Origin of the sequence: Microcoleus harperi Pol14_C6, from assembly GCF_036701295.1 — a bacterium.
GTDB lineage: Bacteria > Cyanobacteriota > Cyanobacteriia > Cyanobacteriales > Microcoleaceae > Microcoleus.
This window is the reverse complement of sequence record NZ_JAUBQN010000044.1, coordinates 15,986-40,177: the sequence shown is the minus strand read 5'-3', so window position 1 is coordinate 40,177 and position 24,192 is coordinate 15,986. Positions and strand designations below refer to the sequence as shown.

The following is a 24,192-nucleotide window of genomic DNA, read 5'->3' as shown; positions in this document are numbered from 1 at the left end:
AAAAGTTAGAAGCTAAAAATTCGGCCTTCAGCATTTAACCGACTGCCTTCTGGCGAATGCCTGTACAATGGAGCAATAAGATTAAACTCTTAGCATTAGACAGTCTCAGGAGTTCGGCAAATTATGACTCAAGCCATTTCTGAAAAGCGCGGCATTCAAATGACGGACTCTGCTGTCCGTCAAGTTTTAGCCCTGAGAGAAAAACAAGGTAAAGACCTCTGCTTGCGGGTAGGGGTGCGGCAGGGCGGATGCTCTGGAATGTCCTACGTGATGGATTTCGCAGATCCAAGCACTGTGAAATCCGACGATGAAGTGTTCGACTACGACGGTTTTCAGGTAGTTTGCGATCGCAAAAGCATTCTTTATCTCTACGGTTTGGTTCTCGACTTCAGCGATGCTATGATTGGGGGCGGCTTTCAGTTTACTAACCCCAACGCAACTCAAACTTGCGGTTGTGGCAGTTCTTTTTCTACATAAATCGGAAAAGAGGGCATGGGGCAGAAAGTTGTTAACTGCCCCATGCCCTTTTCCGTGCAACATCCCAAATCTAAAATCTAAAATCGAATGACCCCTGAAGAATTGTTTAAAGACGGTTTCGATCGCTACCAAGCTGGCGAAGCCCCGGCTAATCTGATCCCCGTGTTTAAAGAAGTGTGCGAAAAAGCTCCCAAAAATGGCAATGCCTGGGCTAGCCTCGCGTGGCTCTACCTGTTGGAAAATAAACCTGCACCGGCTCAAAAGGCAGCGAAAACAGCCGTTAAATTGAACCCTCACGACCCCCAAGCTCGCATCAACCTAGCAGTAGCGATCCTGGATCTCAAAGAAAAAGGAGTGCGCCCCCACGTAGAAGTGGCTCAGCAACTTCTAATGGCTTCCGAAGAGTTGCTCGACGAAGTTAAAAAAAATTTTGAAGAAGGATTAAAGAGAAAACCCGACTGGAAGAGTCTCGCCCGCGTTAAACAGTGGCTTCTGGAGCCGTAACCGCGCAAACAAGTCGATTTTTGGGCGGGGATCGAGGAAATCGGTTTTGCGGTTTATTACGACATCGTAATAAATCAATAAATAACTTTATGGAAAACTCAGAAAGTCAGTGCTAGTATTTGAAAACTTAGACGATTGACAAATCCGCTCAGCGGTTTTCAGATTTTTCTACCATAATACTAGGAGTTGTAAAAACATGAGCACTGACAGCCACGTTAACATCAAACCAGCAACCCGCAACCACAAAGGTTTCTTTATTCAGCCAGCTTCTTACAAGTTGATGAGCATCGATAAATCCGGCTGGGCCTTGATTTGCATGGACAAAGCAGTTTGTCACTATGTAGATCCTGATGACTTGCAATTGCCGAATAAATCCGGAATGTCTGAAGGTTAATTCTGAAGTTTTGAGAGACTTTAAGATGCTTTATTTGAGTAGCTGCCCTCTATGGAGGGCAGCATCTTTTTTTGGTCAGGAAAAAGTCAGGCAACAAAGCCGTGTACGGGATTTAACGGATAGAAAGAATTAAGGAAGAATTACCGATTACAAATTAGCGATTACAAATTCCCTAATTGTTAGATTTGAAGGCAAAAAGCATCTCCAACTCAGCAGTTGTCGGTTGTGTAGAAGCTGTGGATACGCTAACTCCTCGGAGAGAATTCAGCAATTCAGCGGCGGGCGGCGAAACTAAATTTGGCTGTACTGCGAGCAAATATTGGTTAGCCCAAGACATGGTTTTTTCCATATCTATGTAAAAGTAACCTTGGTTGGCCCGCGGTAAAGAAGTAGCGATCGCCTGAAAACTCGGACTGCTGCTTAGCGGTTGCGGTGGCGTCGAAGTAATCACATCAACTAAAGGCCCGCCGAAAGCTACAAACACAGAATTTTCATTCAGCCAACCGTGCCCGAATAAAGTGCCTTGCTGGGGTATTTGCCACTCCGTAACTTCTTTGCCTTGAACTTGTCTGGGGGCGACACTGACTGTAGGATTGCTTTTGGCGATCGCATCGAGTTTTTTCAGAGTTGCTTCCGCTGCAGGGCGATCGCTGGTTTCAAAAATCATAGCCGCCCCCATCCCCAACTGAGACAAAATCCCTTGATTGGAACCGATAGCCCCGATCGCAAATTCCCCATTCATCCAACCAAAAACCTCTCGATCCGCATCCAGATCCAACCGCTTAAAACTATCCCTCACCTGCTGAACTCCCCTGTCAACTTCCGGGCTATCTTTTGCCTCAGCGGTTGCTTGCGACCAAATTTTATCGATTCCCTTGCCGCCGACTAAAGCAATAGTTTCATCCGGAAATCTGGGCAACAATTTCGATGCGAATTGTGGATTTTGTGGCACGAATTTAGGGTCTAACTGAGCAATAGTTTTTACTCTCAATCCCGTACTATCCGCCCCAATTCCCGCAACCAAAGACTTGACTTGTTTGAACTGTAAAAACACTGTCCAAGGCAACTGGATATCTGCGGGCAAATTAGTTTTCAATTGCTTAATTGCAGCCGGATAGTCAGCAATATAAACAGTTGCGATCGGATTCTTGACACCAGCGCTCTCTGCAAAAAACTTAGTTGTGCTCTGCTGGGTGGCGAGGGAGGGTTCTCCTTTAAAAGTATCGATCGCCAATTCCACAGGCTTTCTCAAAGGAGCCATCACTAATTGGTCGTTCAGCAAAGCCACACTGTAGCGCTTGCCAGTTGGCTCTGCAATCTCAAAAATTTTAACTCCTTTATACTCGGTTTCTTGAGTAGTTGCACCGGGCTGAGATTTTAATTTATTGGCAAAATTCCAAGCGCTAATTTTATTTTTCACGCTGACTACTACCAGTAGTTTTGGAGGCTCTGTATTCGTCACAGCATCAGAGGGCAGGAAAGCGACCATGACCCCCCCTAACCAAGGCTTTAAGTCCCTGTCAAAGTCGATTTGAGTGCCTGCCAAGCTTTGTTCTTGAAAACCCTTCAAACCCTGACCGATCAACTTTTGAGCCCCTGGCGTGCCAAATCGCTGCAACTGGGCCAACGCTTGGGGATTGGGGGAGATAAACGCGGCCATCATTGCTTCGTCGGGTACAACTTTGGCGCTGTCTTGAGGGTTGGATACTTTTTGGCTCAAACCCTGGAAGTAAAAGTAGACCGCAGCGCTACCTGCTGCGGCGATGGAGGCAGCAATTAGAAGCTTTGATTTTTTTGCAGGCATGGTTTGTGTTCCTCGCGTCCTTTATCAGTTTAATGAAAATACACTTGGCTTGTGGGGAGGCGATCGAGGCTGCTGTTTATTTTTGTATAATTCAAAACAAGTTTGGACGATCGTCTAAACTGCTAGAACTGTGCATTATTGGTAAAAGATGAAAGTAGCGATCGCGGGAGCAACGGGATTTGTAGGTAGCCGGCTGGTGGAGAAGCTGCAAGCTGCGGGACATCAAGTGGTGGTTTTGAGCAGGGATGCGGCGAAGGCTGGCCGAGTTTTTCCCGCTTCAGCTTATCCGAATTTGGAAGTGGTCGCCTACACTCCAGCGGAGTCTGGTGATTGGCAAAAGTCGATCGCGGGCTGCGACGCTGTTGTCAATTTAGCAGGAGTTCCCATTGCAGAGGAAAGGTGGACGGAGGCGCGCCAGCAAGCAATTCTGGACAGTCGCAAACTGACGACGGCAAAATTGGTCGAGGCGATCGTCAATGCTAATCCTAGACCATCGGTGTTTGTTAGCGCATCGGCGATCGGCTATTACGGAACCAGCGAAACCGCTGAGTTTGACGAAACTAGCCCTGCGGGAAACGATTTTTTAGCAGCAGTTTGCAAAGACTGGGAAGCAGCGGCCCAACCTGCAAAAAATGCGGGAACGCGGCTAGCAATTTTGCGGTTGGGGATAGTTTTGGGAATGGGAGGCGCGCTGGCAAAAATGCTGCCACCTTTTAAACTATTTGCAGGCGGGCCACTCGGCACTGGGAAACAGTGGTTTTCTTGGGTTCACCGCGAGGATGTGGTTGATTTAATTTTGTACGCTTTGCAAAATCCGCAAGTTGAAGGCGTTTTGAATGCGACAGCACCGAATCCGGTGCGGATGAATGAATTGTGTCAAACTTTAGGGGAAGTTTTAAAGCGGCCTTCTTGGTTGCCGGTGCCAGGTTTTGCTTTAGAAATGCTATTGGGAGACGGGGCAAAACTTGTTTTGGAAGGGCAGAAAGTGTTGCCGAAACAAACTTTAGCTAGCGGTTTTCAATATCAATATCCGACGCTTAAATTAGCACTCGAAGAGATTTTATCGGGAAGTTAGAAACTTAGGGAATAGAATGCGCCGAATAGAATTCGGATGCTCCACAAACAAAGTCCGCCTGGGCGGACTCAAACAAAATTCCTCGTTACCAGGCAGAGCCTGGTAACGAGCTAAATGAGGTTTTTGACTCCCCACGCGACCATCCAAGAAACCGGGTTTCTGCGATAATTCTTGTATCCTCACGCCCGATTTTGTTAAGAAACCCGGTTTCTGAGCCCTGCGCGATCGTGAGGTTTGAGCAAACTCGCCGGATCGGGCCCAGCGGGGATAATGCAGCCGGGATTCAGCGGGAACAAATTGCCGTAATAATCGCGCTTGACAGCCTCCAAATCGCAAGTGCCAGCAACTCCCGGTAACTGGTACAAATCGCGCAGATAAGCTCCCAAATGCTCGTAATCCTGAATGCGGCGCACATTGCATTTGAACAAGCTGTAATAAACAGCATCAAAACGGAATAGAGTAGTAAAAAGCCGCAGGTCTGCTAAAGTCACCCGATCACCACAAAGGTAACGACTCCTCAAGAGCGAGCGATCGATCTCGTCTAAAACAGCAAACAATTCACTGCAAGCCGAGTCATAAGCAGCTTGAGATTGCGCGAAACCGCAGCGATAAACGCCGTTATTCACCGATTGGTAAATCTTCTCATTCCACTCGTCAATTTGCGATCGCAAATCCAGAGGATAAAGATCCATTTGAGGATTGCTAGCAAACTCGTTAAACTCCGAGTTTAGCATCACAATAATTTCCGAACTCTCGTTATTGACGATCGTCTTTTTCGAGTCATCCCACAGCACCGGCACAGTACACCGCCCCTGATAGCCCGGTAAAGCCAACTGGTAAAGTTCCGGCATCGTGTTGCAGCCAAAAGTCTCCGACTCCATCACCCACATTCCCCCTTCAGAGGGATAGACAATCGACACCGATATCGCATCTTCAAGCCCTTTGAGCGCCCTCGTCACCAGAGTGCGGTGCGCCCAAGGGCACCCTGTACCCACGAAGAGGCGATACCGTCCCGCAGCGGGCCCGTGAGGGTTGTCTGGTGCAGTGCTGACAAAGTTGCGGAAACTGCTGCTGGGGCGAATGTATGCTCCGGTGCGATCGGGCGGCGCTAGTTTTGACATCATTAATTGCCACATTGATGTCCAGACAAATTTGCCGAGCTTGACTGTTACTGATGAAGGAAGCGATTTGTTTTTCACAATGCGATTAAAAGAGGTTTGCTAAACATAATCTGCTTATTTTAACTCACATTGCGATCGAAGTTTGTTCCCTCCTTCCCAGGCTCAGCCTAGGAACGCCTATCCCGAGGCTCTGCCTCGCTGTTCGCTGTTTTCCCTCGCCTGGGAACGACTTTTCTAGTATCTGCCAGAAGCTATTTCAGCATAAGCTCGATCGATCAATCGGCGAGCAACCGTCTGAATTCCCGTGTGTTCGTAATAATTGGTAGTCATGTCTAAAAACGCCGCCACATAATCCAATTTGTCATCGGTAACATCAACGTATTGCTTGAGATGGCCCAAAACTATGGCGGGAGTTAAGCCGCGAGACTGTACTAAATTGTTCATCCAACCTTGCGCTGAAGCGAAAGTAGTTGTCACAAATCCGAACTTTTGTGAATTATTTGCGCCGGGAATTAGGTTACTGATATTTTGGAATGTTGAGTTTTGCTGCAAGGTTGAAGGATTCAATCCGCCTATGGTATTTTGTGCTACTCTAATGAAGTCCGGGCCAAGGGGAATTAAACCGTCAGCACACACTAAAGCAGCCATCCGCATCAGAGATTCGTCTTTGTAATGGGATAAATAATTACCAAAGCTTCCCACATTGTTAAGGGAAATATTGTTAAGTTTGCAGTAGGCTATTAGCTCGATCGCCACTTTGACGCACAAGTCGATCGTTTGAGTTGTGTCAGCTTTGGGAGTGAGGCGGTTGAGAAAGGAAAGAAAGCCGATATTTTCGCCGATTTTATTCGCCATAGCCGTTGCACCTAACGCAGTGTCAGCGCTGTCTGCTAACTGGTAAAGCCTGACTGCGCCTTGATATGGCTCGTTGGGGTTAGCGTAAAGCTCGATCGCGCGATCGCGAATTTTCCCAACTACTTTGCGCTTTGTTTCCCCTGTAACCGCTTCAATAGTATTATCAAAACCAGTCCGATTATTCCACTCCCCCGGAACCACAAAATCTAGAGATTTGAGCATCTTCACAGTGACACCACCAGACGACAAATTGTCAACCAATTCCACAATAGATTTGCTCATCCCAAACTCCTGAATAGCCAGATTTAAAGTGTTCTTCCAAATACTCCAACTTCGGCTAATCCGATTCCAGATTCCCGATGAATTCCCCAGAACCAAGTAGGTAAGCCCACATAAATAGTATACGATGAGAGCCAGTTTGGCCCTACTCTTGTCTTTTCTCTATTTTCACTCCTCTGCGTTCTCTGCGTCCTCTGCGGTTCCTTTAAAAAAAGTCTTGTTCACAAAACATTTGCATTTCACTCGCCTGCACAAAGTTAAGTTTCATTATATTGACCAACTCAAAAGCGCCCAAACGTGTTAAAATAAATGGCGCAAAATAGAAAAACATAAAATATGACGGTTGCAGTTAACAAAACTCCCGGATTAGCCTCGCGTTTAGTAAATGGCGTACTCTCCATCAAACCTTTGGCTAATCTAGCCAAGCACCAAGCGCGGGAAATGATGATAACAAGAGCAGAAAAAATCGGAGTGCATTGGCGACAAGAAGCCCAAGCACTTTTAGCTCGAAATTGGGATGCAGAATTGCTCAGCGTCCAAAATCCCGATCTTGTTTACCCGAAATATTATCTAACTTCATTCCACGCTTATGAAAAAGGTAATATGAGTTGGGAAGCTGCTACAGAAGTTGAAGTTGCCGCCCGTACAGTTCACGCGGGAATTTGGCCCGAAGCGGGTGCAGAAGGCGATGCTAAACTCCGCGCCAGCTATCACGAAGTCATCAAATCTCAAATTGCTTCTTCGCCGCAAGATATTGTTGATTTGGGATGCAGTGTGGGAATGAGTACCTTTGCTCTTGGGGAGATTTACCCGGAAGCGAAGATGACTGGGGTGGAGTTGTCGCCTTATTTTTTAGCAGTTGCTAAATACCGTTCCCAACAGCGAGAATCTGAATTTTCCAATCAAAAGTCTCCGACTTGGGTTCACGCTGCTGCTGAATCTACTGGTTTGCCGGCGGCTGCTTTTGATTTAGTTTCTATTTGTCTAGTTTGTCACGAATTGCCGCAGAAAGCTACTAGAGAAGTGTTCCGGGAAGCGAGGCGTTTGCTGCGTGTTGGCGGACACTTGACAATTATGGATATGAATCCTCAGTCGGAAATTTATGCAAAAATGCCCCCTTATATTTTGACTTTGCTCAAGAGTACGGAGCCTTATTTGGATCAGTATTTTGGGTTGGATATTGAGCAAGCTTTAGTTGATTCTGGTTTTGCCCAGCCCACAATCACTTGCAATACAGTCCGACACCGCACTATTGTTGCTGAGGCAATCTAGCGCTTTTCAGTATAGTGCACTACAGATATCGGGTAGGACACGGCACTGCCGTGTCTAAAGCTGTCTTTATTTAATTCGATTGAAAACTGCTATAAATAGTAAAGTTGCATCGATATTATTCAGTTCTTGGGGTGGTGCGTGAGTGTAAATAGTCTAATCTGTGGATTTTAAAATTTCTGCGATCGCGCCCCCTACTGATAAATAATTCCCATGCAACCGGATTTGATATTAGACCGACGTAGGAACTATTAACAGCGCCATTTTTTACTAATTTTGCTCAAACCCTAACTAAAGGACATCATCATGAACCCGACAGCCCCCTCTCAAAACGTCCTCGATTGTTTGCAGGTTATCTTGGATGCCACTGCATCGAAAAATTACGAGCTTTTTACCACAGTGGGCGATGCAGGCTACAAAGCGGGCATTACACAACAAATGTTTGACGATGTTAGCGAGCAGCTCGCTTCACGCCTGCAAAAGGGATATTCAATTACTTATTTTGGCGATCTAAAACAAGGTAATAGTCAGATTTATTTGTGGAAGCTGAGTTTTGAAGATGGTGGAGATGAATTCGTGGCACACATGACTATGAATGGAGACAAAGTTGCTGGAATTTTCATCGAATAACATATCTTTCTTGACAGGGCGTTTCACTCTCATCTAACGCCGATCGCCCACAACCGTTAATCGAAACCGATCGGGCGGCACAAAGGTGATTCCCCGGCGCGCCGGACGAATTGGCCGATCGAGATTCGATACAAACTCACGGGAAGACAAAACCGTTGCTAAAACCAGCTTCATTTCAAACATCGATAACGCCATCCCGATGCAGCTTCGACTCCCGCCTCCAAAGGGTAAAAATTCAGAGGCGGAAAACTTGCGATCTAAAAAGCGATCGGGATTGAATTGACCGGGATTTTCGTAGGTTTCAGGCCGACGGTGCGCCAAATAGACACAGGGGATTAAAATCGTTCCCGGTTGATATGTATAGCCTTCGAGTTCGATCGCCCGTTTCACCTTGCGCGGCTGCGAAATTAAGGCAATTGGATAAACCCGCAGCGCTTCCTTGCAGACTGCTGTTAAGTAGGGCGACTGCGAAAGCGCGATCGGATCGGGATTCTCGCCTAATTCATCCAATTCCTTCCGCAACCTAGCAAGGCATTCGGGAAACTGATGCAGCCAGTAAAACGCCCAAGTCAACGCCGATCCAGTCGTTTCATGTCCCAACAACAACAGCGTCATCAACTGATCGCGCAATTCTCGATCGCCGAGGGATTCGCCCGTGTCGTCGCGGGCCATCATCAACACCGACAGAATATCCGTGCGAGACGAATCGAGAGAATGCGATCGCCTCTCGGCAATTTCCGCATAAATCAGCGAGTCAATCTGCGCCATCTGCTGCAAAAACTGCCCCCACGGGCTCCAAGGCCCCAAATTTTGCTGCAACGGTTCAAAGAAAAATTGCATCGAGTAAAGTTCAGAGGTAATCGCCTCTAAAAGGTTGCTGAGCAATTGTTTCAGGCGTTCGTAGCGCTCTCCCGGCACTAATCCAAACACGACTTGCAAGATTACTTGCAGCGAAATTTCTGACATTTCTTCGCGGACTGCGATCGCATCTGGGGCTTTCCAGTCGATCGTCTGCTTTTTGGTCAAATCAACAATCAAATGCCCTTGACTGTGCAACTGTTCCCGATGCAGCGCGGGCATTAATAGCTGTCGCTGTCGCAGATGTCGCGGCCCTTCATTCATAATGAGGGATTCATTTCCCACCAGCGGGCGAAATACGTTGGTCACTTTGCCAAACTCAAAGGCATCGGCTAACGTCGTAAACACCGCCTGAATCGCTTCTGGACGGCCCAGAAACACCACGGGGGGCGAAGAGGGCCCCAACACGCGGGCGGTAAATGTATCGCCGTATTTGGCAGAGTAGCGATCGAAAAATGCGATCGGGTCAGCTACCAGCGAAAGCGTTTGGAACAAAGCAGGAGAACGAGATCCGGTAGGCAGCGTCATTGCAAAACTGGCGATACACAATATTTCTAGTGTATTTTGACATACTGCGAAGTTTTCGATCGACCGACCTTGCAGCCTGAAATTTATCTGCGATCGATTGCGAAGGCCAGTAGCAAAAATAGTAATGCTATCGGGATCGATCGCAGATTGTACGGCTAGCTTCCCAGCCTAAACTGCTAACAGTTGTAGGTTTAGATGAAATGGATGGTAGCGATCGTTTGGGCATTCTGCTCACGAAAATCAAATGACTTTGGGATACAATTGTTGTAAAAGCTGATAGCCCGTTGGCTAAATTTGTTATGACATTAACATCCCGTGTTGTTCATAGCGACCCCGATATTCTGGGGGGAACCCCTGTTTTTGTTGGGACTCGTGTACCAATGAGAACCCTACTTGATTATCTTGAGGCTGGTGATTCATTAGAGGTATTTCTAGACCATTTCCCTAGTGTCAGTCGGGAACAGGCAATTGCAGCTCTTGAATTAGCAAAGGAAATGCTGACAGCCTATGCGAATCCTGCTTGATGAATGTGCCCCACGACCTTTAAAGCGTGAACTTGCTGATTACGAGATACGCACAGTTGTTGAGATGGGATGGTCAGGAAAAAAGAACGGTGAATTACTGCTGCTTATGAGTCAAGAGGGCTTCACGATTCTGCTTACCACAGATCAAAATTTGCGCTATCAGCAAAACTTGCAGCAAGCTGGAGTTGCAGTCGTTGTTCTTGTAGCATCGAGCAACAGGCTTCCTGATTTACTTCCTCTGCTACCAGATGCTCGTAACGTTTTGAATACCATTACTCCGGGGGAAGTGATTGAAGTCGGAGGTTCTTAACCGTTCTCTAGGCGACGCAGCAAACCAACGCCCATGCACCCGATCGCACAGAGGTTATGTGTTGGGAGCAGAGGTAGTCTGCTGCGGGTGATTGACACCGTTAGATGGCTCTATTTCTGTGAGGGTGGGTCGGCAGATTGTACGGCTAGCTTCCCAACCTAACATGACTGTTTTACGCTCTACTCCCCAGCAATAGCCACCGAGTTCTCCAGATTCTCGAATCACACGGTGACACGGAATTAGATAGCCGATAGGATTGTTACCGATCGCATTTCCTACAGCTCTAGCAGCAGTTGGGCGTGCTACCATTTGAGCTATAGTCTGATAAGTTGCGATCGCACCAAATGGCAATTTCAAAAGTGCTCGCCAAACTTGAATCTGAAAGTTAGTGCCTTTTACCAAGAGCGTTAGTGGTTTTTGCTCGCTGAGAGTTTCTGAATTGAAAATCAGGTCACGCAATGATTGAGTGGCTTTCTGATCGCGAATGATTTCAGCATTTTTCCATGCCAATCGCAGTCTTTGTGCGGCGGTTTGTTCGTCTGTTGTATCCAAGAAATAAAGATTACAAATACCGCGGGTAGTTGTAGCGATTAGAGATGTGCCAAACGGGGTATCATGAATGCCATAGCGAATTAGCAGACCTGCTCCGCCTGCTTTGAACTCCCCTGGTGACATTGCTTCCAAGGTGACAAATAAATCGTGTAATCGTCCGGGACTCGATAGTCTCACGTCCAATGTTAAGTCTAGAAGGCTTTTAGTCTGAGTGATTTTTGACTTGGCATATTCAACTGTCAGATATTGCAAAAACCGCTTGGGGCTAATGCCGGCCCATTGAGTAAATAGCCGTTGAAAATGATATTCACTCAGTCCTATGTGTTGGGCCACAGTTGCCAGATTGGGCTGGTTTAGGTGGTGTTGTCGCATAAAGGCGATCGCCCGAGCAATCCGGTGATAATCTTCGCTAGCATAGACACTCGCATTCTGCATCGAAATCATCTAGTGTAAGTCAAGGGAATTTTGATGTTTCCTCACTTTAGCCATAGACTAGGCTCAAAGCCACCCGTTTCTTGCGGTGAATGCAATCAGTCGATTTTAGATTTTAGATTTTAGATTGAAGAGATTGAAGAGATTAAAGAGATTGAAGAGATTGAAGAGATTGAAGAAAGCTACCTCACCGATCGACCCGGAGGCTGGCGATGAGGATGAGCGAGCTTTTTTCTCGATCTGCAGATGAATCGGGGGGGCTTGTAACCAAATTGCTTGATTGTCAATCAATTAACCAAACTTTCGTCCTCACCCACCGCGCAACTGAGTCACCAAGTGAACTAATTCAGGTAAAATTAGCTTTTCCACAGCTAGTTTCACGCCATTGCTAGAGCCCGGAAGAGAAAAGACTAACTTGCCTTGATACACGCCTGCAACTGCACGAGAGGCGATCGCCCTCGAACCAATTTCTTGATAGCTCAAAAACCGAAATATCTCACCAAATCCTGGTAAAATCCTGTCTAGCAAACTCTCCATCACATCATAAGTCGTATCTCGCGGAGCGATGCCCGTGCCGCCGTTAAAAATGATTGCATCCACATCTTCACGCTGGGAAAAAGCCTGCATTTGCAATACAATTTTGGCCGCATCATCTTTAACAACAGTGTAAGCTACCACCGAGTGACCCGCATCTTTTAGCAGCTTCTTAGTTAACAAGCCACTATTGTCAGTTTCAGCGGAGCGCGTGTCGCTAACAGTAATGATAGCGCAGTTTACGGTTATTTTAGATAAGTCGGGGTGAGGAATTTGCGTCATAGTTTCTTCTTCTAAGCAATCGGCAACCGGCAACCAGCGATCGGCTAATTACCAATTACCAATTACCAATTACCAACTACCCATTATGCCTTGCTAAATCCTAAACCGTTAGCTTCCGAGTAGCGTTCCATGAAACGCATAAATCGATCCCATTCGGCGGAACTTTTCATTATATAAAGAGCTTCCAAACCCGCAGGCTGACCGTTAATGAACTTAGCCTTAACCTCGCGAGTGAGGAGTTCGCCTTCGTCGTCGATCAGGTACATTCCAGTAATGTCTTCGGTACTGGTGCTGCTGAGAGCTTTGGGATTTTCAAAGAGAAACGTGGCAGTGCCTTGCTCTCCGCTTTTAGAACGGGTTAGGCGCACTTCGGGCACAACATCTTCGTCTATACCCCGAGAAAATTGAATTTTAGCCATAATCTGACACTCGAACCTTAAGGATTGCTTAATTTCTTAATGTTTAATCATAAAACGATTAGGGTACTCGCAAATCAAGACTTGGGAGAGTGGGAGTGGGTGAGAGTGGGTAAGAGTGAGGCAATCGGTGACAAGGGCGAGGGGATATGGGTTGGTTCTTTGTACCCCAAGTTATCCTCTCCCTTGTCTCATAATTCCCTCAGACGATGTAGGGAGAGTTAATGGGCTCGGTTCGGTTTGTGGCTACCAGAGTTTGGTAGATGAGGGCGGATATCTCGCCACGGGTGATGTCGTGGGCGGGGGAAAGCTTTTCGCGCGCGGGATAGTTGACCACGATTTTGCGCTCTGTGGCGGTTGCTATCTCGTCGGTGGCAAAACTGGGAATCTGAGATCGATCGACATAAACGCTCAAAGAATTGGGGTTGCCCCCCGCCAACTGCAAGCCGCTTACCAAAGAAACGATCGCCTGAACTCTAGTCAAATTCTGCTCCGGGCGAAACGTGCTGTCTGGATATCCAGCCAAAAAGCCAGCTCGATTAGCTTGGTCGATCGCTCCCTTGGCCCAAAAATCCGCCGCCACATCCTTAAAAACCGTCGCCTCGCGGCGCGGCACCAATTCAAACGCCTTCGCCAGCATAGCCGCATACTGAGCTCTAGTTACAATCTCGTAAGGTTGAAAAGTGCCGTTGGGAAACCCACTAACAATATTCATCTTTGTCAAGCGATCGATAAAATCCTTAGCCCAATGCGTGCTGATGTCGCTAAACTGTAGCTTGCCAGGAGCCGAAGTTGGCGTCACATTGCCCAAATCAAATAAACCTTTCACCCGCGAAGAATTGAGCTGATTTCCCACTGCAGAAATCTTAACCCCAGTCGCGTTTTGCAAGTCTAATTCACCGTTATTCTGAAAAATATTGCCGCCCAAATCTTGAGCAGTACCAATATCTGGCAGCGACTTCCCCACCGCAGTCAAACCGTCTTCGGTATTTTTTTCAATGCGATTATTGCGTAAAACAGGCTGAGATTCCCCCGCTAAAACGATACCGGAGCGATTTTCCAAAACTTGGTTATCAACAATCAAAGGAGCCGACTGAGCTTGCAGAGAGATGCCGAAACCCGTCTTTTGAAAAACATTGCGCCGTATTGCTCCTTTAGCAGTTCCCGCCACAATCACCCCAGCGGATGAGTTTTCCACAAATATGTTGTCTAGAATCGCAGGATTAGCAGTGCCCGCGGCAAAAACGCCTTCGCCCTTACAAAGTGTGAAAGTGCAGTTAGCCACAGTCGGAGAAGTTGACTCAATCCAGACTCCCGTGCCGCCACTATCGAGATTAGTAACAGTTACTCCGCGCAATTCCGAATTAGTTGCTAGCAGTATCGTGATATTTTGACCAGCAGCGGTGGGACTGACAAATTTGCCGCTGCCTTGAATCAGAATGCCTCTACCTTTGTTAGCTTCATTGCCCATAACTTTTACTCCAGAGGGAATTTCCAAGGGGAATTTTTCGCCACTAGCAGCGCTGTAAATTCCCGGTGCTAACTCAATAGTGCTTCCCGATGCAGCGCGGGCGATCGCGCGGGCTATAGTTTTGAATGGGGCCGATTGGGTTCCCGCTGCGGCATCACTGCCTGTTTGCGGGTTGACGTAAAGTGTTGCCATGTTTTTGTTAAAGAGATAATTGGCGATCGAGCTTTTGTGCAATTTTCATTGTCTGCGAACTTGACCCCGGATCTATATTCACCTGTGATTGCGGAGATTATTTAATTGCCCGATATCCGCAACATCACTCATCAGGAGTGGCAACCGCAAGGGGATTGCCACTACAAATCGCTAAACTATTAATTCTTGGGTCATAAACTGGGTTTCTTGCCTCCGGTTTAACCTAAAAATCAATATTTTTAGTCAATAAAGTCGATTTTTTTCTCGTTCTCAGTTCGGGGATGGTATGGTATTTTTTTCTGGGTGTGAGCCGTCCTAACTCCAGTTTATTTCACAATACAAGACGCATCCAAAACCACAACAATTTCATTTTGAAAAACAGCACAGCTTGTGATTGCTGAAGCTAAGGCGGGAATTTTTCCTTGTTCGAGATAAAGCCTCGCCTCCGGTGTTGAATCAAATTGATTTAGCCAGCCATCATCCTTTATATACTGAAGAGTCAAAGCATTGCGATCGAGCATCCAAAAATCAACTCCATAGCTATTAATAAAACTTTGCAATACAGCTCGATCGGGAGTGTATTGAGCGCGAATTAAATCGTTAAGTCGCTGTCTATATTTGCTGTAGTAGCCTTTCTGATACGGCACTGCATATTCTTTTGCCACCAGAACCGAACGCTGACTAAATGTTGGCAAATGATCCGTATCGGTCGCGATCGAAGCAATCAGGATATCTTTAGGTTGTTGCTTAAAAAATTTGTACAAAGTCGGCATTTTACCTTCTACATACCCGACTGTAGGGAATTTTTTGGCAAAGCAGGGATAAAGCACGACTGCGACAGCGATGGTCGCTGTCGTAATTAGTGCAACTAGGTTTTTTACATGAAATCTTGTTGCGCTTGTTGCTGCCCAATGACCGACTCCATCGATAATTAAAGTGAGGGCGATCGCAGTTATCAACACAACAATAAATCGCAAGCTGTAGGCAGTATAGCGACCTGGTTGATACAACTTAAAAATGGTAGCGTGAGCCGCAAAAAACATCGCCGAGGATGCTAAAAATAGCTGAAGCAAAAGCCAGATTTTGCTTTGAATCTGATTTGCTAAGGGAAAAGCCGATCGCAAAAACAGCAGCAGCGGAAATAACAGCCCGACACAGTGAGTTACAGGCGTAAACAGCGACTTGGGAAACATCCCGCTGCCCCGCCCTGTCAACCAATAATCTTTAGGATTTGAATGAAAAAAAGCATTTCTGCCGCGGGGGACAAATTCGGCCATTTGCTTCGCTTCCGCTGCGGTATAAGTGGGGCCAAATTCAGAGTTATCTAAGGCGTAGGGCAGCATTACTAAAAAGATTACTCCCAAACCTCTACTACAAAATAGGTAATTAGTTCGATCGCCCGACAAGCGCAAACCGCCGTTTTTCCAGCATAGCAGCCGCAAAACTAAAATTCCAGCAGCAACCAAGGCGTAAGGAGGATAGAATAGTCCGATGAGGGCGATCGCTCCCAAACAAGGCAGCAACGAACTGCGCGACAAATAATATAAAAAAGCCAGAAATATCGGATAAATAAAAGCTCTTGGCGTTGTTGAAGCCAAATCATCTGTCATCCACATATGCTGATTTAACAGCAAAGATGCAATAAATCCAGTCATCGGCACTGGCAGCATTTCTAGGCAAAGACCAAAACAGTAATAAGTCGAGATTAAGCCGAGAAATAGCGGCAATATTTTGTGAAGAAATAGCGGATGAATGCCAACTGTTGCCGCTAATTTGTAGAGCGTGCTGTATCCGGCGGGGGCGACTGATTGAAAGTAATTAGCAATGAAATCGTTGGGGAATAATTCAGGATCGACAAACCGCATCATCCAGAAAACGTGCTGCCTCGCATCGTCTTGCACCATATACTCGGCACTGAAGGCTTGCTTGAGTCCTAACAAACCATAAAGTGCAGCAAATGTCAAGCTCAAAGTCAACCAAAATATTGTGTGCGATCGGGATTTGCGATCGACTGTAGCAGTTAGAAATTTGTGCAACCGAGCTATTAATACCATTAGAGATTTGAGATTCGAGATTAAAGAATCGGGAATGACTGATTCTCAAACATACGATTATATCATGCCCGGTCAATTACCCCTAATAAAAACCGCTTTACTTTCAACTTCGCCCGATTTTAGATCATTTTCCAGGCCGCACACCCGCAATTTTAAGGCGAATCCGGTACAGACTTGTATTTGCCGTAATATAAAGCGTTTTGCGATCGCTTTCTCCCCAAGCCAAATTAGTCGCCGTCTCAGGTACAGAAATCCTCCCCAAAAGTTTGCCATCTGGCGATAAAATCCACACTCCCCCCGGTCCGGTGCTGTAAACATTTCCCTCTAAATCAACTTTTAAACCGTCGGGAACTCCGCCTTTAGTAGCGGCATCTTTTAACTCCGCAAAAAGCCGCTGGTTGCTAACAGTTCCGTCCGGCTTTACATCAAAAACAGCAATGTATCCCGCTTCCGAATTGTTGACATAAAGTTTTTGCTCGTCTGGTGAAAAAGCGATGCCGTTCGGCAGCACCAAATCCTTAACCAGCAGAGTTAATTTCCCGTCGGAGGCCAGCCTGTAAACACCGTAAAAACCCAATTCTTCCTGCTCTTTACTAACACCGTAGGACGGATCGGTAAAATAAATGCTGCCGTCGGATTTAACAACCAAATCGTTCGGACTGTTGAGCCGCTTGCCCTCGTATCTATCCGCCAATGCGATAACTTTGCCGTCCTTTTCTGTGCGGGATACGCGGCGATTTTCGTGTTCGGCAGTAATTAAGCGGTTTTCTTTGTCTAAAGTATTCCCGTTGGCTTTTCCCGAAGGGCGGCGAAATACATCAACTTGCTGATTTGAAGCGAATTTATAGATAATATTGGCGGGAATATCGCTGAACAGCAAAAAGCCGTCTGGATGCCAAATTGGACCTTCTACAAATTGGAAGTCGCCAGCTAGTTTTTCTAATTTTGCGCTGTCATCGATAATATCTTGCACGGTGTTTCTTTTCTCCATATTTTCCGTTTGGGCGGTCAAGATTGTAGATTTAGATGTTAATTTATTATTGGACAATTTACTGTCAGGGAAAAGTTTTAAAAAATGTTTTTTGGAAAGCGCGTTGCTGAATGCTAGAATCAAAAGTATAAACGAGAGGATGATAGTAGCAATTTTTGCGGTCATGTTTGCCTTGTTAATTGCATTGATTGAGAGCCGTAGTGAAATCGATCGTACCGCATCTATCTTACATTTATATTAAGAATACAAAAGTGTAGCTTCAAACAGACCGCCGCGCGGATAACATAGTATAGCAATGTCATTTCAATTAGCGATCGCCACCTGCTGACATTCCTGAAGTTGACACGCCGGAGCATGGATTAAAACCACAAATAAGATCTAGCTATATGCTTTCTACCTTAGATATCAAACTACTAGGCGGATTCTGCCTTTCCTGTGCAGACAAGCCGGTTGTCGGTGTCACCGCAGAGCGCCCGCAAGCTTTGTTGGCTTACCTGGTACTGCACCGCGATATCCCGCAAACCCGTCAGCGGCTTGCCTTTCAATTCTGGGCAGATTCAACGGAGGCCCAAGCTCGCACCAACTTGCGCCGGGAATTGCATCACCTGCGTCAGGGACTCCCCGATGCCGATCGCTACCTGCTGACGGATGCCAAAACCCTGCAATGGAATCCCCATGCGCCTTTCGTGCTGGACGTGGCTGAGTTTGAACGGGCATTCGCCGCAGCAGAAGCAGCGGAACGAGCCGCAGATGTTAACGGTGCCAGAACAGCCTGGGAGCAAGCGATCGCACTTTACGGCGGTGATTTGCTGCCGAGTTGTGAGGATGAGTGGATTTTTCCAGAGCGCGAACACCTGCGACAGAAATTGCTCCATGCGCTCGAATCTCTGACTCGCCTGTCGGAAGCTCAGGGTGATTATCGGGCTGCAATCCGCTCTGCACAGCGCTTACTGGAGATCGATCCGTTGCACGAAACCAGCTACGCAGCTTTGATGCGATCGCACCATTTGAACGGCGATCGCGCCAATGCACTGCAAGTCTACCATCGCTGCATGACTTTGCTGCGCGAGGAACTAGGAGTTGACCCTAGTGCGAGCACTCGCAAGCTCTACGAGCAACTGTTGCTGGAAGACGCAGCGCCCGACATTCAACCATCCTCTCAGTCCGCCGGGCCGCCCCAAACGACTTTGTTTCCCTCGCCTTTGGCTTTGTCGCCTCTAGTGGGGCGCGATCGCGAATGGGCATCGATTCAGCAGTGGGCAAACCCCATACTGCTTGGGAACTGCGGCGCGATCGCTCACGCTGAGGCATCGCCAGTGCTCTTGCTCGCGGACGAACCCGGAATCGGCAAAACTCGCTTGTTGGAGGAGCTGCGATCGACGGCACAGGCGGTGCAAGTGCTGTGGGGACGCGGGTTTGCCGCCGAGATGGTGCGACCCTACGGTATCTGGATTGATGCTTTGCGATCGATCGTGATTCCCCCCGCCCTCAACATTCCGCCGGAGCTAGGTTTCTTGCTCCCAGAGCTCGCTCAAGCTGGAAAAGCTCCGCCCGATCGCAGTCATTTGTTTGATGCGGTGGTACAATTGCTGGCTCAATCTGCCAGTGAGGCTGCGTTAATCGTCATTCTCGATGACATTCAGTGGATCGATGAAGCTTCATCGGCATTGCTGCACTACGCCATCCGCTTGCTGAGTCACAAGCCGGTTTTATTCGCCTGCACCGGGCGTTCCAGGGAACTAGAGGAGAATGCGGGCATCGCGCGGGTGATGCAGGCACTCAGACGAGAGCGACGGCTGCTAACGCTGGAATTGCATCCTTTCGATCGACAACAAACGGCTGAATTGATTCGCAGACAGCAAGCGGTTAATCCGTTAGAACTATCTCCAGAAGCGGTCGATCGCGTATTTATCGATAGTGGCGGGAATCCCCTGTTTGCGCTGGAAGTTGCCCGGGCATTGTCCCAGGATCGGTCTACTCATGCTGATAATTTAGAGGCTTTGATCCGCGATCGCCTCAACCAATTGGATGACATGGCTCGCGAATTTTTGCCTTGGGCTGCTGCATTGGGGCGGAGCTTCAAACCGACAGCGGTGGCTCATGTGGCAGACTATCCGCTGCCGAAATTGCTGATGGCGATCGAACAGCTCGAACAACAAACCATTATCCGTCCCAGCGCCTCTCTCGGTGACGAAATGGGCTATGACTTTGCTCACGATATTGTGCGTCAGACTGTCTACCGGCAGTTGTCACAACCGCGTCGCCATTTGATACATTTGCAAATTGCCCATAAATTGAATCAACTCTCCACACCAGACGGCGCATGGGCTGGCGATATTGCCCGTCACGCAGCGCTGGGGGGCGATCGCGGATTAGCCGCGTCTAGCGCCTTGTTGGCAGCAGAACGTTGCTTGAAATTGTTTGCTTACGCGGAAGCATCAGAATTAGCTCAACTTGGGATTGAGCAGTGTCAAGGACTTGACGATCGCACTCGCATTCAATTGCATTTAAAATTGCTGCGGGTTAGCGCGATCGCAGGCGTTACGGGCGATCGAGTTTCTCAACTCGACAGCGAGGTGCACCGCTTAATCGATGAAGCCAATGCTCTAGGTTTAGAAGAAGCAGAAGCCACGGGACTTGAGGCATTGGTGATCCTGCATTTCGATCGCAGCAACTTCGCCAACGTTCACCAACACTCGCTGCGGGCAGCAGAGGCAAGTCGGGCATCCAGTCCAGCTACTGCCGTGCGATTGCTGGCATATAGCGGGTCTTGCTTGGCTGAAATTGGACGGGAAATGACGCGGGCAGAAGCATTGTTGCTAGAGGCAGAGTCTCTGGCGGCGAGAGTTGGCTTGAATAACATCGGAATTGGCCAAGGGTTGGGGGCTGTACAGCGCCATCACGGGAACTATGCCCAAGCGCGAATTTTGTGGCAACAGGCGTGGCGATTAGCTGCGGCCCAGCAGGATCGGTGGTGCGAGTGTTATAACCTCAGCTATTTGGCGATGACGGAACTGGAAGCGGGCGATCCGGCGGCGGCATTGCCTTATTGTCAGGAAATGGCGATCGTCTCCGCCAAAATTAAAGGCGAAGGCAGTGAAGGTGCGATCGCCCAGGCACTTTTAGCTTTAGCAAACTATCAGCTTCAGCAAATTGGAGCCGATGCTGGTTTGGATCGGGCGATCGCGACTTTGCAGCAGGTGGATGCCAAACGGATGCTGTCTTACGTGCTGATTGGGGCCGCCCAAGTCGATCTAGAGTGCGATCGACCTCTTTTGGCAACAGCCCGCGCTGAAACTGCTTTAGAAGCTGCTCAGACGGTCGATCATCCCAGCGAGATTGCTCTGGCTTGGGCAATTTTGATTCAGGGTGCTTTAGCTTTGGGCGATCGAGAAGGGGCGATCGCGCTGTTTGAATCGCACCGCGATCGGATCGATCGAACCGCGCTGAGTTTCCGCGCTTGCACCGAGGTTGATCGGGCGATCGAACAGATTTAGTCATTAGTTATTAGTCATTAGTCATTAGTTGTAGCGAACTGCAATTAGAGATCGTTTTCATCACAGGAAACTTTACTTTTATTCATATCGCTCATCTAATTTTTTAAACTCTTCAGCTTGTTTGATAATTGCTTCATATTCCTCTTTTTTGCTAAATTATGCAAAACCTTTAGTATTACTGTAATTATTGGCTAGACCGCTATGTTTAAAATGAATCGCCGTCAATTTCTATTAAGTAGCGCTGTAACGTTTGGTGCCGCAATAGCCCATGCTCAAGTTAAAGCTCAAAACTCTCGAACTCCAGGAGCATTAGAGAAAGGACTATCCTCTCAGAAAGCGATCGTCGTCGTTGGAGCCGGGTTGTCTGGTTTGGTTGCCGCTTACGAGTTAGCAGCAGCAGGACATACAGTAACAGTTTTAGAAGCCCGCGAGCGAGTAGGAGGGAGAGTTTTGACCTTGCGAGGCAATTTTAGTGATAATCATTTTGTAGAAGCAGGAGCAGCAAGAATTCCATCCGATCACAATTTAACACTTGGCTATGCTCAACATTTTGGTTTGACTCTGAAGCGTTTTTTACCACCAGATGGGCTTTACATTTCCGTGAAAAATGGGCAACGTCTTCTGATTCCTGCTGATGATTTAGCTAAAATTATACCGGGTGGAGACCTATCAAAAGTTGCTAAAATTGCTCAAGGTTCAGATCGATTGCCACAAGCATTTGCTACCGCTCTAGTTGATAAAATTCATCTAGGATCTGCGGTTACTCGCATTGAACAAACTTCTTCAGGGGTTCAAGTCTTGTGCCAATCAGGACAGCAATACACTGGAGACTGCGTAGTATGTACTGTTCCCTTGCCAGTCTTGGGACAGATCAACTTTCAGCCTCCACTATCACCTCAAAAACAGCTTGCTATCGCTGGGGGTTATAACTATCGCGCAGCGACACGAATGTTTGTTGAATTCTCCGAACGATTCTGGGAAAAAGAAGGATTGAATGGTTGGGGTTTGTTTGAAGATCGTCCTGAAGAACTGTGGCAACCCAGTTGGGATTTTCCTGGAAAAACAGGTATTTTGGAAGTTTATCTGAAAGGGGAAAATGCCCTGGCTATGGATGCCATCGCCCCAGAGCAACAATTGCCTCAATTATTACAGCGATGGGAAAAGATTCTCCCTGGTGTAAGTGCTTATCAGGGCAAGATGACCAGTTATTCTTGGGCTAAAGATCCTTGGTCGAGGTCAGGTTGGGCATACCCGACTGAAGAGCAAGAAAAAAGGTTTTTTGATGAACTTGGAAAGTCGGAAGGTAAAGTATATTTTGCTGGAGAACACACTTCTACTACGAGGGGATGGATGCAGGGCGCATTAGCATCTGGATTGAGGACTGCTAAAGAGATCCATCAGGCAAGAACTTAATTTTCTGATATCTTTGTGCGCTCGCACTATCATTTACAGATGGGCTGAGAATGCGATCGTAGAGCAGACTTTACCCACGTTTATGCTAGGGGGGTGACAACTCGCTCACTTTGTCCACTGCGAGGCGCTGAAAAAATTGCGGTGAGAATGGGGAAAATCATCAATCGCTACAATTAGTCATGAGTCATTAGTTAACAGTCAACAGTTAATAGTCAACAGTTAATAGTCAACAGTCCTTACTAATTAAGAGGAAGTAATTATGTCTCTCATCAAAGTTGAAACCGTTACCGATCAACCAATAACGGCAGAAATGTTAGCTGATACGCGAGTTTTGGACTGTCTTGGGGCAAGAAATGCCACGTGGCGCTACTCTTTACTATCAGCCGATCGCGATCGCATGATTTGCACCTTTGAGGCACCAGATGCAGAGTCTGTGCGACAAGCTTATCGCCAAGCCGATGTTGGATTTAGCAAGGTTTGGACGGCCCAAGTTATTGAACCTGAAGGTGTGCCACCCCTATGGAACGAACCAATCCTCAAGGTGTGGGAGGGAAGCTATCCGAACTGCTTTACCGATGAAGAGTGGAACGAAGCCAATCGATTAATTTTAGCGTGCTATCAGGAACGGGGTATTGAATGGGTGTTCCTATGCGTCGCTGGATAAAACTCGTGTGGTGTGCGAACTGAATGCACCCGATGCGGAAGTGATTCGAGAAGCCCACGGTAAAGCTGGAATTCCCTTCGATCGCGTTTGGTGTGCGGAAGTTCTCAAACCTTAAATTCGTGCGGACGATCGCGCTTGGATGCTTTGGGAACGCTTCGAAAACGCTTTCGGAACGCTTTCGGAACGATCGCCTCGTTAGATTGATATCAAGTTAAGCAAACAACCAGCAAATTAACTCATCCCTTTACACTTTAAGGAGAAATAAAATGGCTGAATTTAACCTTGGTACCTTGCCATCTAATAGTGCCGTAGTAGTTCCGCGCCGGACTATCAGTAATCTCAACAGCAAAGACACCTACAGTTTCCGTCTGGATAGCGATAAAAATATCAACCTTGGGCTGGTTGGTATGACCGACGATCTGAATGTTCAACTATTTCGCGATTTCAATGGCAATGGCTTAGTTGATGGTAACGATAAGCAAATTGCTATTTCCGATCGATTGCGTTTGGATGAAGTAATCAACTTGTCCTCAGCAGTTCCTGACGTTGATGCAGGCAATTACGTGGTGCAAGTCAATCGGAACCGTGCGTTCAACGATACTCCCTACAATTTGAGAGTATCGGCTGACGCGATCGGAACACCCAGCAAAGTCCTCGCCGTAGAAGATGATTTCGGTGCCGTCTTTTCCAACGACAAACCAAGAACTCATCAAGGTTCTGTGGGTAACACCGACACCACCGATACTATCCATCTCGCTGTCAATACCCAGGGATTTTATCACTTTGGTCTCAATAATCTCAGCGCTGATGCCGATCTCCGATTGATTCAAGACAAAAACAACAATCGCGCCGTCGATGCAGGTGAGGTAATTGGAAGTGTGGTTAAGCGAGGCACTATTTCCGAAGGATTTGTCCAAAACTTGGCTCCTGCAACTAACTACTATCTTCAAGCCTCTCAATTCACAGGTAACACTAATTACTCTGTTACCTTGACTCCGATTCCCAACTAGAAAATCCTGGATGTAAAAACTCTATCTGTAGGGTGTACAGGGTGCACCTTACCCTA

Annotated in this window: 24 protein-coding genes; 14 read left to right on the top strand and 10 right to left on the bottom strand. The window is 47.3% G+C overall.

Annotated features, from left to right (window positions below; all coding sequences use genetic code 11):
• Window positions 1-123: 123 nt before the first annotated feature.
• The 3 genes from QUA27_RS23180 (at window position 124) to QUA27_RS23170 (ending at window position 1,375) form a co-directional block, all read left to right on the top strand.
• Window positions 124-477, top strand: a complete 354-nt coding sequence (locus tag QUA27_RS23180) for a HesB/IscA family protein (protein WP_006632680.1) — start codon at window positions 124-126, stop codon at window positions 475-477.
• Window positions 478-564: 87 nt separating this feature from the next.
• The gene (locus QUA27_RS23175; protein WP_333070877.1) at window positions 565-981 is read left to right on the top strand and encodes a tetratricopeptide repeat protein; all 417 of its coding nucleotides are present in this window, start codon (window positions 565-567) and stop codon (window positions 979-981) included.
• A 196-nt stretch (window positions 982-1,177) separates the two neighbouring features.
• Window positions 1,178-1,375 (top strand): hypothetical protein, encoded by a 198-nt coding sequence (locus QUA27_RS23170; protein WP_006632682.1) that lies wholly within the window; start codon window positions 1,178-1,180, stop codon window positions 1,373-1,375.
• Between the two features lie 172 nt (window positions 1,376-1,547).
• Here the strand turns inward: QUA27_RS23170 and QUA27_RS23165 are convergent, their stop codons facing one another.
• Window positions 1,548-3,179: a DUF3352 domain-containing protein gene (locus tag QUA27_RS23165; protein ID WP_333070874.1), complete on the bottom strand. Its 1,632-nt coding sequence runs from the start codon at window positions 3,177-3,179 to the stop codon at window positions 1,548-1,550.
• 148 nt (window positions 3,180-3,327) lie between these two features.
• Between QUA27_RS23165 and thyD the strand changes: the two genes are divergently transcribed.
• On the top strand, window positions 3,328-4,254 hold the full coding sequence (thyD, locus tag QUA27_RS23160; protein WP_333070873.1) for a thylakoid membrane protein ThyD: 927 nt from the start codon (window positions 3,328-3,330) through the stop codon (window positions 4,252-4,254).
• Window positions 4,255-4,448: 194 nt separating this feature from the next.
• On the opposite strand, the gene QUA27_RS23155 is transcribed toward thyD, so the two are convergent.
• Both QUA27_RS23155 and QUA27_RS23150 read right to left on the bottom strand, forming a co-directional pair.
• Entirely contained in the window at window positions 4,449-5,390 is a 942-nt protein-coding gene (locus tag QUA27_RS23155; RefSeq protein WP_333070889.1) for a glutathione S-transferase family protein, read from the bottom strand.
• Window positions 5,391-5,609: 219 nt separating this feature from the next.
• Entirely contained in the window at window positions 5,610-6,512 is a 903-nt protein-coding gene (locus QUA27_RS23150) for a hypothetical protein (protein WP_333070872.1), read from the bottom strand.
• A gap of 333 nt (window positions 6,513-6,845) precedes the next feature.
• On the opposite strand from QUA27_RS23150, the gene QUA27_RS23145 reads away from it, so the two are divergent.
• Both QUA27_RS23145 and QUA27_RS23140 read left to right on the top strand, forming a co-directional pair.
• Window positions 6,846-7,781, top strand: a complete 936-nt coding sequence (locus QUA27_RS23145; protein ID WP_333070869.1) for a class I SAM-dependent methyltransferase — start codon at window positions 6,846-6,848, stop codon at window positions 7,779-7,781.
• 303 nt (window positions 7,782-8,084) lie between these two features.
• On the top strand, window positions 8,085-8,408 hold the full coding sequence (locus tag QUA27_RS23140) for a hypothetical protein (RefSeq protein WP_333070868.1): 324 nt from the start codon (window positions 8,085-8,087) through the stop codon (window positions 8,406-8,408).
• 33 nt (window positions 8,409-8,441) lie between these two features.
• Here QUA27_RS23140 and QUA27_RS23135 read toward each other — a convergent pair whose 3' ends face one another.
• The gene (locus QUA27_RS23135) at window positions 8,442-9,794 is read right to left on the bottom strand and encodes a cytochrome P450 (protein WP_333070866.1); all 1,353 of its coding nucleotides are present in this window, start codon (window positions 9,792-9,794) and stop codon (window positions 8,442-8,444) included.
• Window positions 9,795-9,830: 36 nt separating this feature from the next.
• Between QUA27_RS23135 and QUA27_RS23130 the strand changes: the two genes are divergently transcribed.
• The 3 genes from QUA27_RS23130 to QUA27_RS27505 all read left to right on the top strand — a co-directional run bounded on the left by QUA27_RS23130 (window position 9,831) and on the right by QUA27_RS27505 (window position 10,628).
• Complete coding sequence (locus QUA27_RS23130) at window positions 9,831-9,953, top strand: hypothetical protein (protein ID WP_333070864.1); 123 nt, start codon at window positions 9,831-9,833, stop codon at window positions 9,951-9,953.
• A gap of 140 nt (window positions 9,954-10,093) precedes the next feature.
• The gene (locus QUA27_RS23125) at window positions 10,094-10,318 is read left to right on the top strand and encodes a DUF433 domain-containing protein (protein WP_333070863.1); all 225 of its coding nucleotides are present in this window, start codon (window positions 10,094-10,096) and stop codon (window positions 10,316-10,318) included.
• Window positions 10,319-10,424: 106 nt separating this feature from the next.
• The gene (locus QUA27_RS27505; protein ID WP_445251535.1) at window positions 10,425-10,628 is read left to right on the top strand and encodes a hypothetical protein; all 204 of its coding nucleotides are present in this window, start codon (window positions 10,425-10,427) and stop codon (window positions 10,626-10,628) included.
• Between the two features lie 54 nt (window positions 10,629-10,682).
• Here QUA27_RS27505 and QUA27_RS23115 read toward each other — a convergent pair whose 3' ends face one another.
• The 6 genes from QUA27_RS23115 to QUA27_RS23090 form a co-directional block, all read right to left on the bottom strand.
• The gene (locus tag QUA27_RS23115) at window positions 10,683-11,624 is read right to left on the bottom strand and encodes a methylated-DNA--[protein]-cysteine S-methyltransferase (protein ID WP_333070861.1); all 942 of its coding nucleotides are present in this window, start codon (window positions 11,622-11,624) and stop codon (window positions 10,683-10,685) included.
• Between the two features lie 297 nt (window positions 11,625-11,921).
• Window positions 11,922-12,428: a MogA/MoaB family molybdenum cofactor biosynthesis protein gene (locus QUA27_RS23110; RefSeq protein ID WP_006632696.1), complete on the bottom strand. Its 507-nt coding sequence runs from the start codon at window positions 12,426-12,428 to the stop codon at window positions 11,922-11,924.
• A gap of 83 nt (window positions 12,429-12,511) precedes the next feature.
• Window positions 12,512-12,847: a photosystem II reaction center protein Psb28 gene (gene psb28 / locus QUA27_RS23105; RefSeq protein WP_333070859.1), complete on the bottom strand. Its 336-nt coding sequence runs from the start codon at window positions 12,845-12,847 to the stop codon at window positions 12,512-12,514.
• A gap of 199 nt (window positions 12,848-13,046) precedes the next feature.
• Window positions 13,047-14,507 carry a DUF1565 domain-containing protein gene (locus QUA27_RS23100; RefSeq protein WP_333070855.1) on the bottom strand — a complete coding sequence of 487 codons (1,461 nt, stop codon included), beginning with the start codon at window positions 14,505-14,507 and terminating at the stop codon, window positions 13,047-13,049.
• A gap of 326 nt (window positions 14,508-14,833) precedes the next feature.
• A complete protein-coding gene (locus QUA27_RS23095) occupies window positions 14,834-16,561 on the bottom strand; it encodes a hypothetical protein (protein WP_333070853.1) in 1,728 nt (575 codons plus the stop codon).
• Between the two features lie 124 nt (window positions 16,562-16,685).
• Complete coding sequence (locus QUA27_RS23090; protein WP_333070851.1) at window positions 16,686-17,552, bottom strand: SMP-30/gluconolactonase/LRE family protein; 867 nt, start codon at window positions 17,550-17,552, stop codon at window positions 16,686-16,688.
• A 386-nt stretch (window positions 17,553-17,938) separates the two neighbouring features.
• On the opposite strand from QUA27_RS23090, the gene QUA27_RS23085 reads away from it, so the two are divergent.
• The 5 genes from QUA27_RS23085 (at window position 17,939) to QUA27_RS23065 (ending at window position 24,136) form a co-directional block, all read left to right on the top strand.
• Window positions 17,939-21,049: an ATP-binding protein gene (locus tag QUA27_RS23085; protein WP_333070850.1), complete on the top strand. Its 3,111-nt coding sequence runs from the start codon at window positions 17,939-17,941 to the stop codon at window positions 21,047-21,049.
• Between the two features lie 201 nt (window positions 21,050-21,250).
• Window positions 21,251-22,462, top strand: coding sequence for a flavin monoamine oxidase family protein (locus QUA27_RS23080; protein ID WP_333070849.1), 1,212 nt, complete (start codon window positions 21,251-21,253; stop codon window positions 22,460-22,462).
• A gap of 259 nt (window positions 22,463-22,721) precedes the next feature.
• Window positions 22,722-23,126: a nickel-binding protein gene (locus QUA27_RS23075; protein ID WP_333070847.1), complete on the top strand. Its 405-nt coding sequence runs from the start codon at window positions 22,722-22,724 to the stop codon at window positions 23,124-23,126.
• Window positions 23,127-23,136: 10 nt separating this feature from the next.
• Window positions 23,137-23,241 carry a nickel-binding protein gene (locus QUA27_RS23070; protein ID WP_333070846.1) on the top strand — a complete coding sequence of 35 codons (105 nt, stop codon included), beginning with the start codon at window positions 23,137-23,139 and terminating at the stop codon, window positions 23,239-23,241.
• Window positions 23,242-23,392: 151 nt separating this feature from the next.
• Window positions 23,393-24,136: a hypothetical protein gene (locus tag QUA27_RS23065; RefSeq protein WP_333070844.1), complete on the top strand. Its 744-nt coding sequence runs from the start codon at window positions 23,393-23,395 to the stop codon at window positions 24,134-24,136.
• The last annotated feature ends 56 nt before the right edge of the window (window positions 24,137-24,192 follow it).

Coding starts and splice junctions, on each gene's coding strand:
- QUA27_RS23155 (WP_333070889.1), bottom strand. CDS start 5,390: ATGTGGCAATTAATGATGTCAAAACTAGCGCCGCCCGATCGCACCGGA.
- QUA27_RS23150 (WP_333070872.1), bottom strand. CDS start 6,512: ATGAGCAAATCTATTGTGGAATTGGTTGACAATTTGTCGTCTGGTGGT.
- QUA27_RS23170 (WP_006632682.1), top strand. CDS start 1,178: ATGAGCACTGACAGCCACGTTAACATCAAACCAGCAACCCGCAACCAC.
- QUA27_RS23085 (WP_333070850.1), top strand. CDS start 17,939: ATGCTTTCTACCTTAGATATCAAACTACTAGGCGGATTCTGCCTTTCC.
- QUA27_RS23110 (WP_006632696.1), bottom strand. CDS start 12,428: ATGACGCAAATTCCTCACCCCGACTTATCTAAAATAACCGTAAACTGC.
- QUA27_RS23175 (WP_333070877.1), top strand. CDS start 565: ATGACCCCTGAAGAATTGTTTAAAGACGGTTTCGATCGCTACCAAGCT.
- QUA27_RS23065 (WP_333070844.1), top strand. CDS start 23,393: ATGGCTGAATTTAACCTTGGTACCTTGCCATCTAATAGTGCCGTAGTA.
- QUA27_RS23125 (WP_333070863.1), top strand. CDS start 10,094: ATGACATTAACATCCCGTGTTGTTCATAGCGACCCCGATATTCTGGGG.
- QUA27_RS23165 (WP_333070874.1), bottom strand. CDS start 3,179: ATGCCTGCAAAAAAATCAAAGCTTCTAATTGCTGCCTCCATCGCCGCA.
- QUA27_RS23180 (WP_006632680.1), top strand. CDS start 124: ATGACTCAAGCCATTTCTGAAAAGCGCGGCATTCAAATGACGGACTCT.
- QUA27_RS23090 (WP_333070851.1), bottom strand. CDS start 17,552: ATGGAGAAAAGAAACACCGTGCAAGATATTATCGATGACAGCGCAAAA.
- thyD (WP_333070873.1), top strand. CDS start 3,328: ATGAAAGTAGCGATCGCGGGAGCAACGGGATTTGTAGGTAGCCGGCTG.
- QUA27_RS23100 (WP_333070855.1), bottom strand. CDS start 14,507: ATGGCAACACTTTACGTCAACCCGCAAACAGGCAGTGATGCCGCAGCG.
- QUA27_RS23095 (WP_333070853.1), bottom strand. CDS start 16,561: ATGGTATTAATAGCTCGGTTGCACAAATTTCTAACTGCTACAGTCGAT.
- QUA27_RS23115 (WP_333070861.1), bottom strand. CDS start 11,624: ATGATTTCGATGCAGAATGCGAGTGTCTATGCTAGCGAAGATTATCAC.
- psb28 (WP_333070859.1), bottom strand. CDS start 12,847: ATGGCTAAAATTCAATTTTCTCGGGGTATAGACGAAGATGTTGTGCCC.
- QUA27_RS23080 (WP_333070849.1), top strand. CDS start 21,251: ATGTTTAAAATGAATCGCCGTCAATTTCTATTAAGTAGCGCTGTAACG.
- QUA27_RS27505 (WP_445251535.1), top strand. CDS start 10,425: ATGAGTCAAGAGGGCTTCACGATTCTGCTTACCACAGATCAAAATTTG.
- QUA27_RS23075 (WP_333070847.1), top strand. CDS start 22,722: ATGTCTCTCATCAAAGTTGAAACCGTTACCGATCAACCAATAACGGCA.
- QUA27_RS23145 (WP_333070869.1), top strand. CDS start 6,846: ATGACGGTTGCAGTTAACAAAACTCCCGGATTAGCCTCGCGTTTAGTA.
- QUA27_RS23140 (WP_333070868.1), top strand. CDS start 8,085: ATGAACCCGACAGCCCCCTCTCAAAACGTCCTCGATTGTTTGCAGGTT.
- QUA27_RS23135 (WP_333070866.1), bottom strand. CDS start 9,794: ATGACGCTGCCTACCGGATCTCGTTCTCCTGCTTTGTTCCAAACGCTT.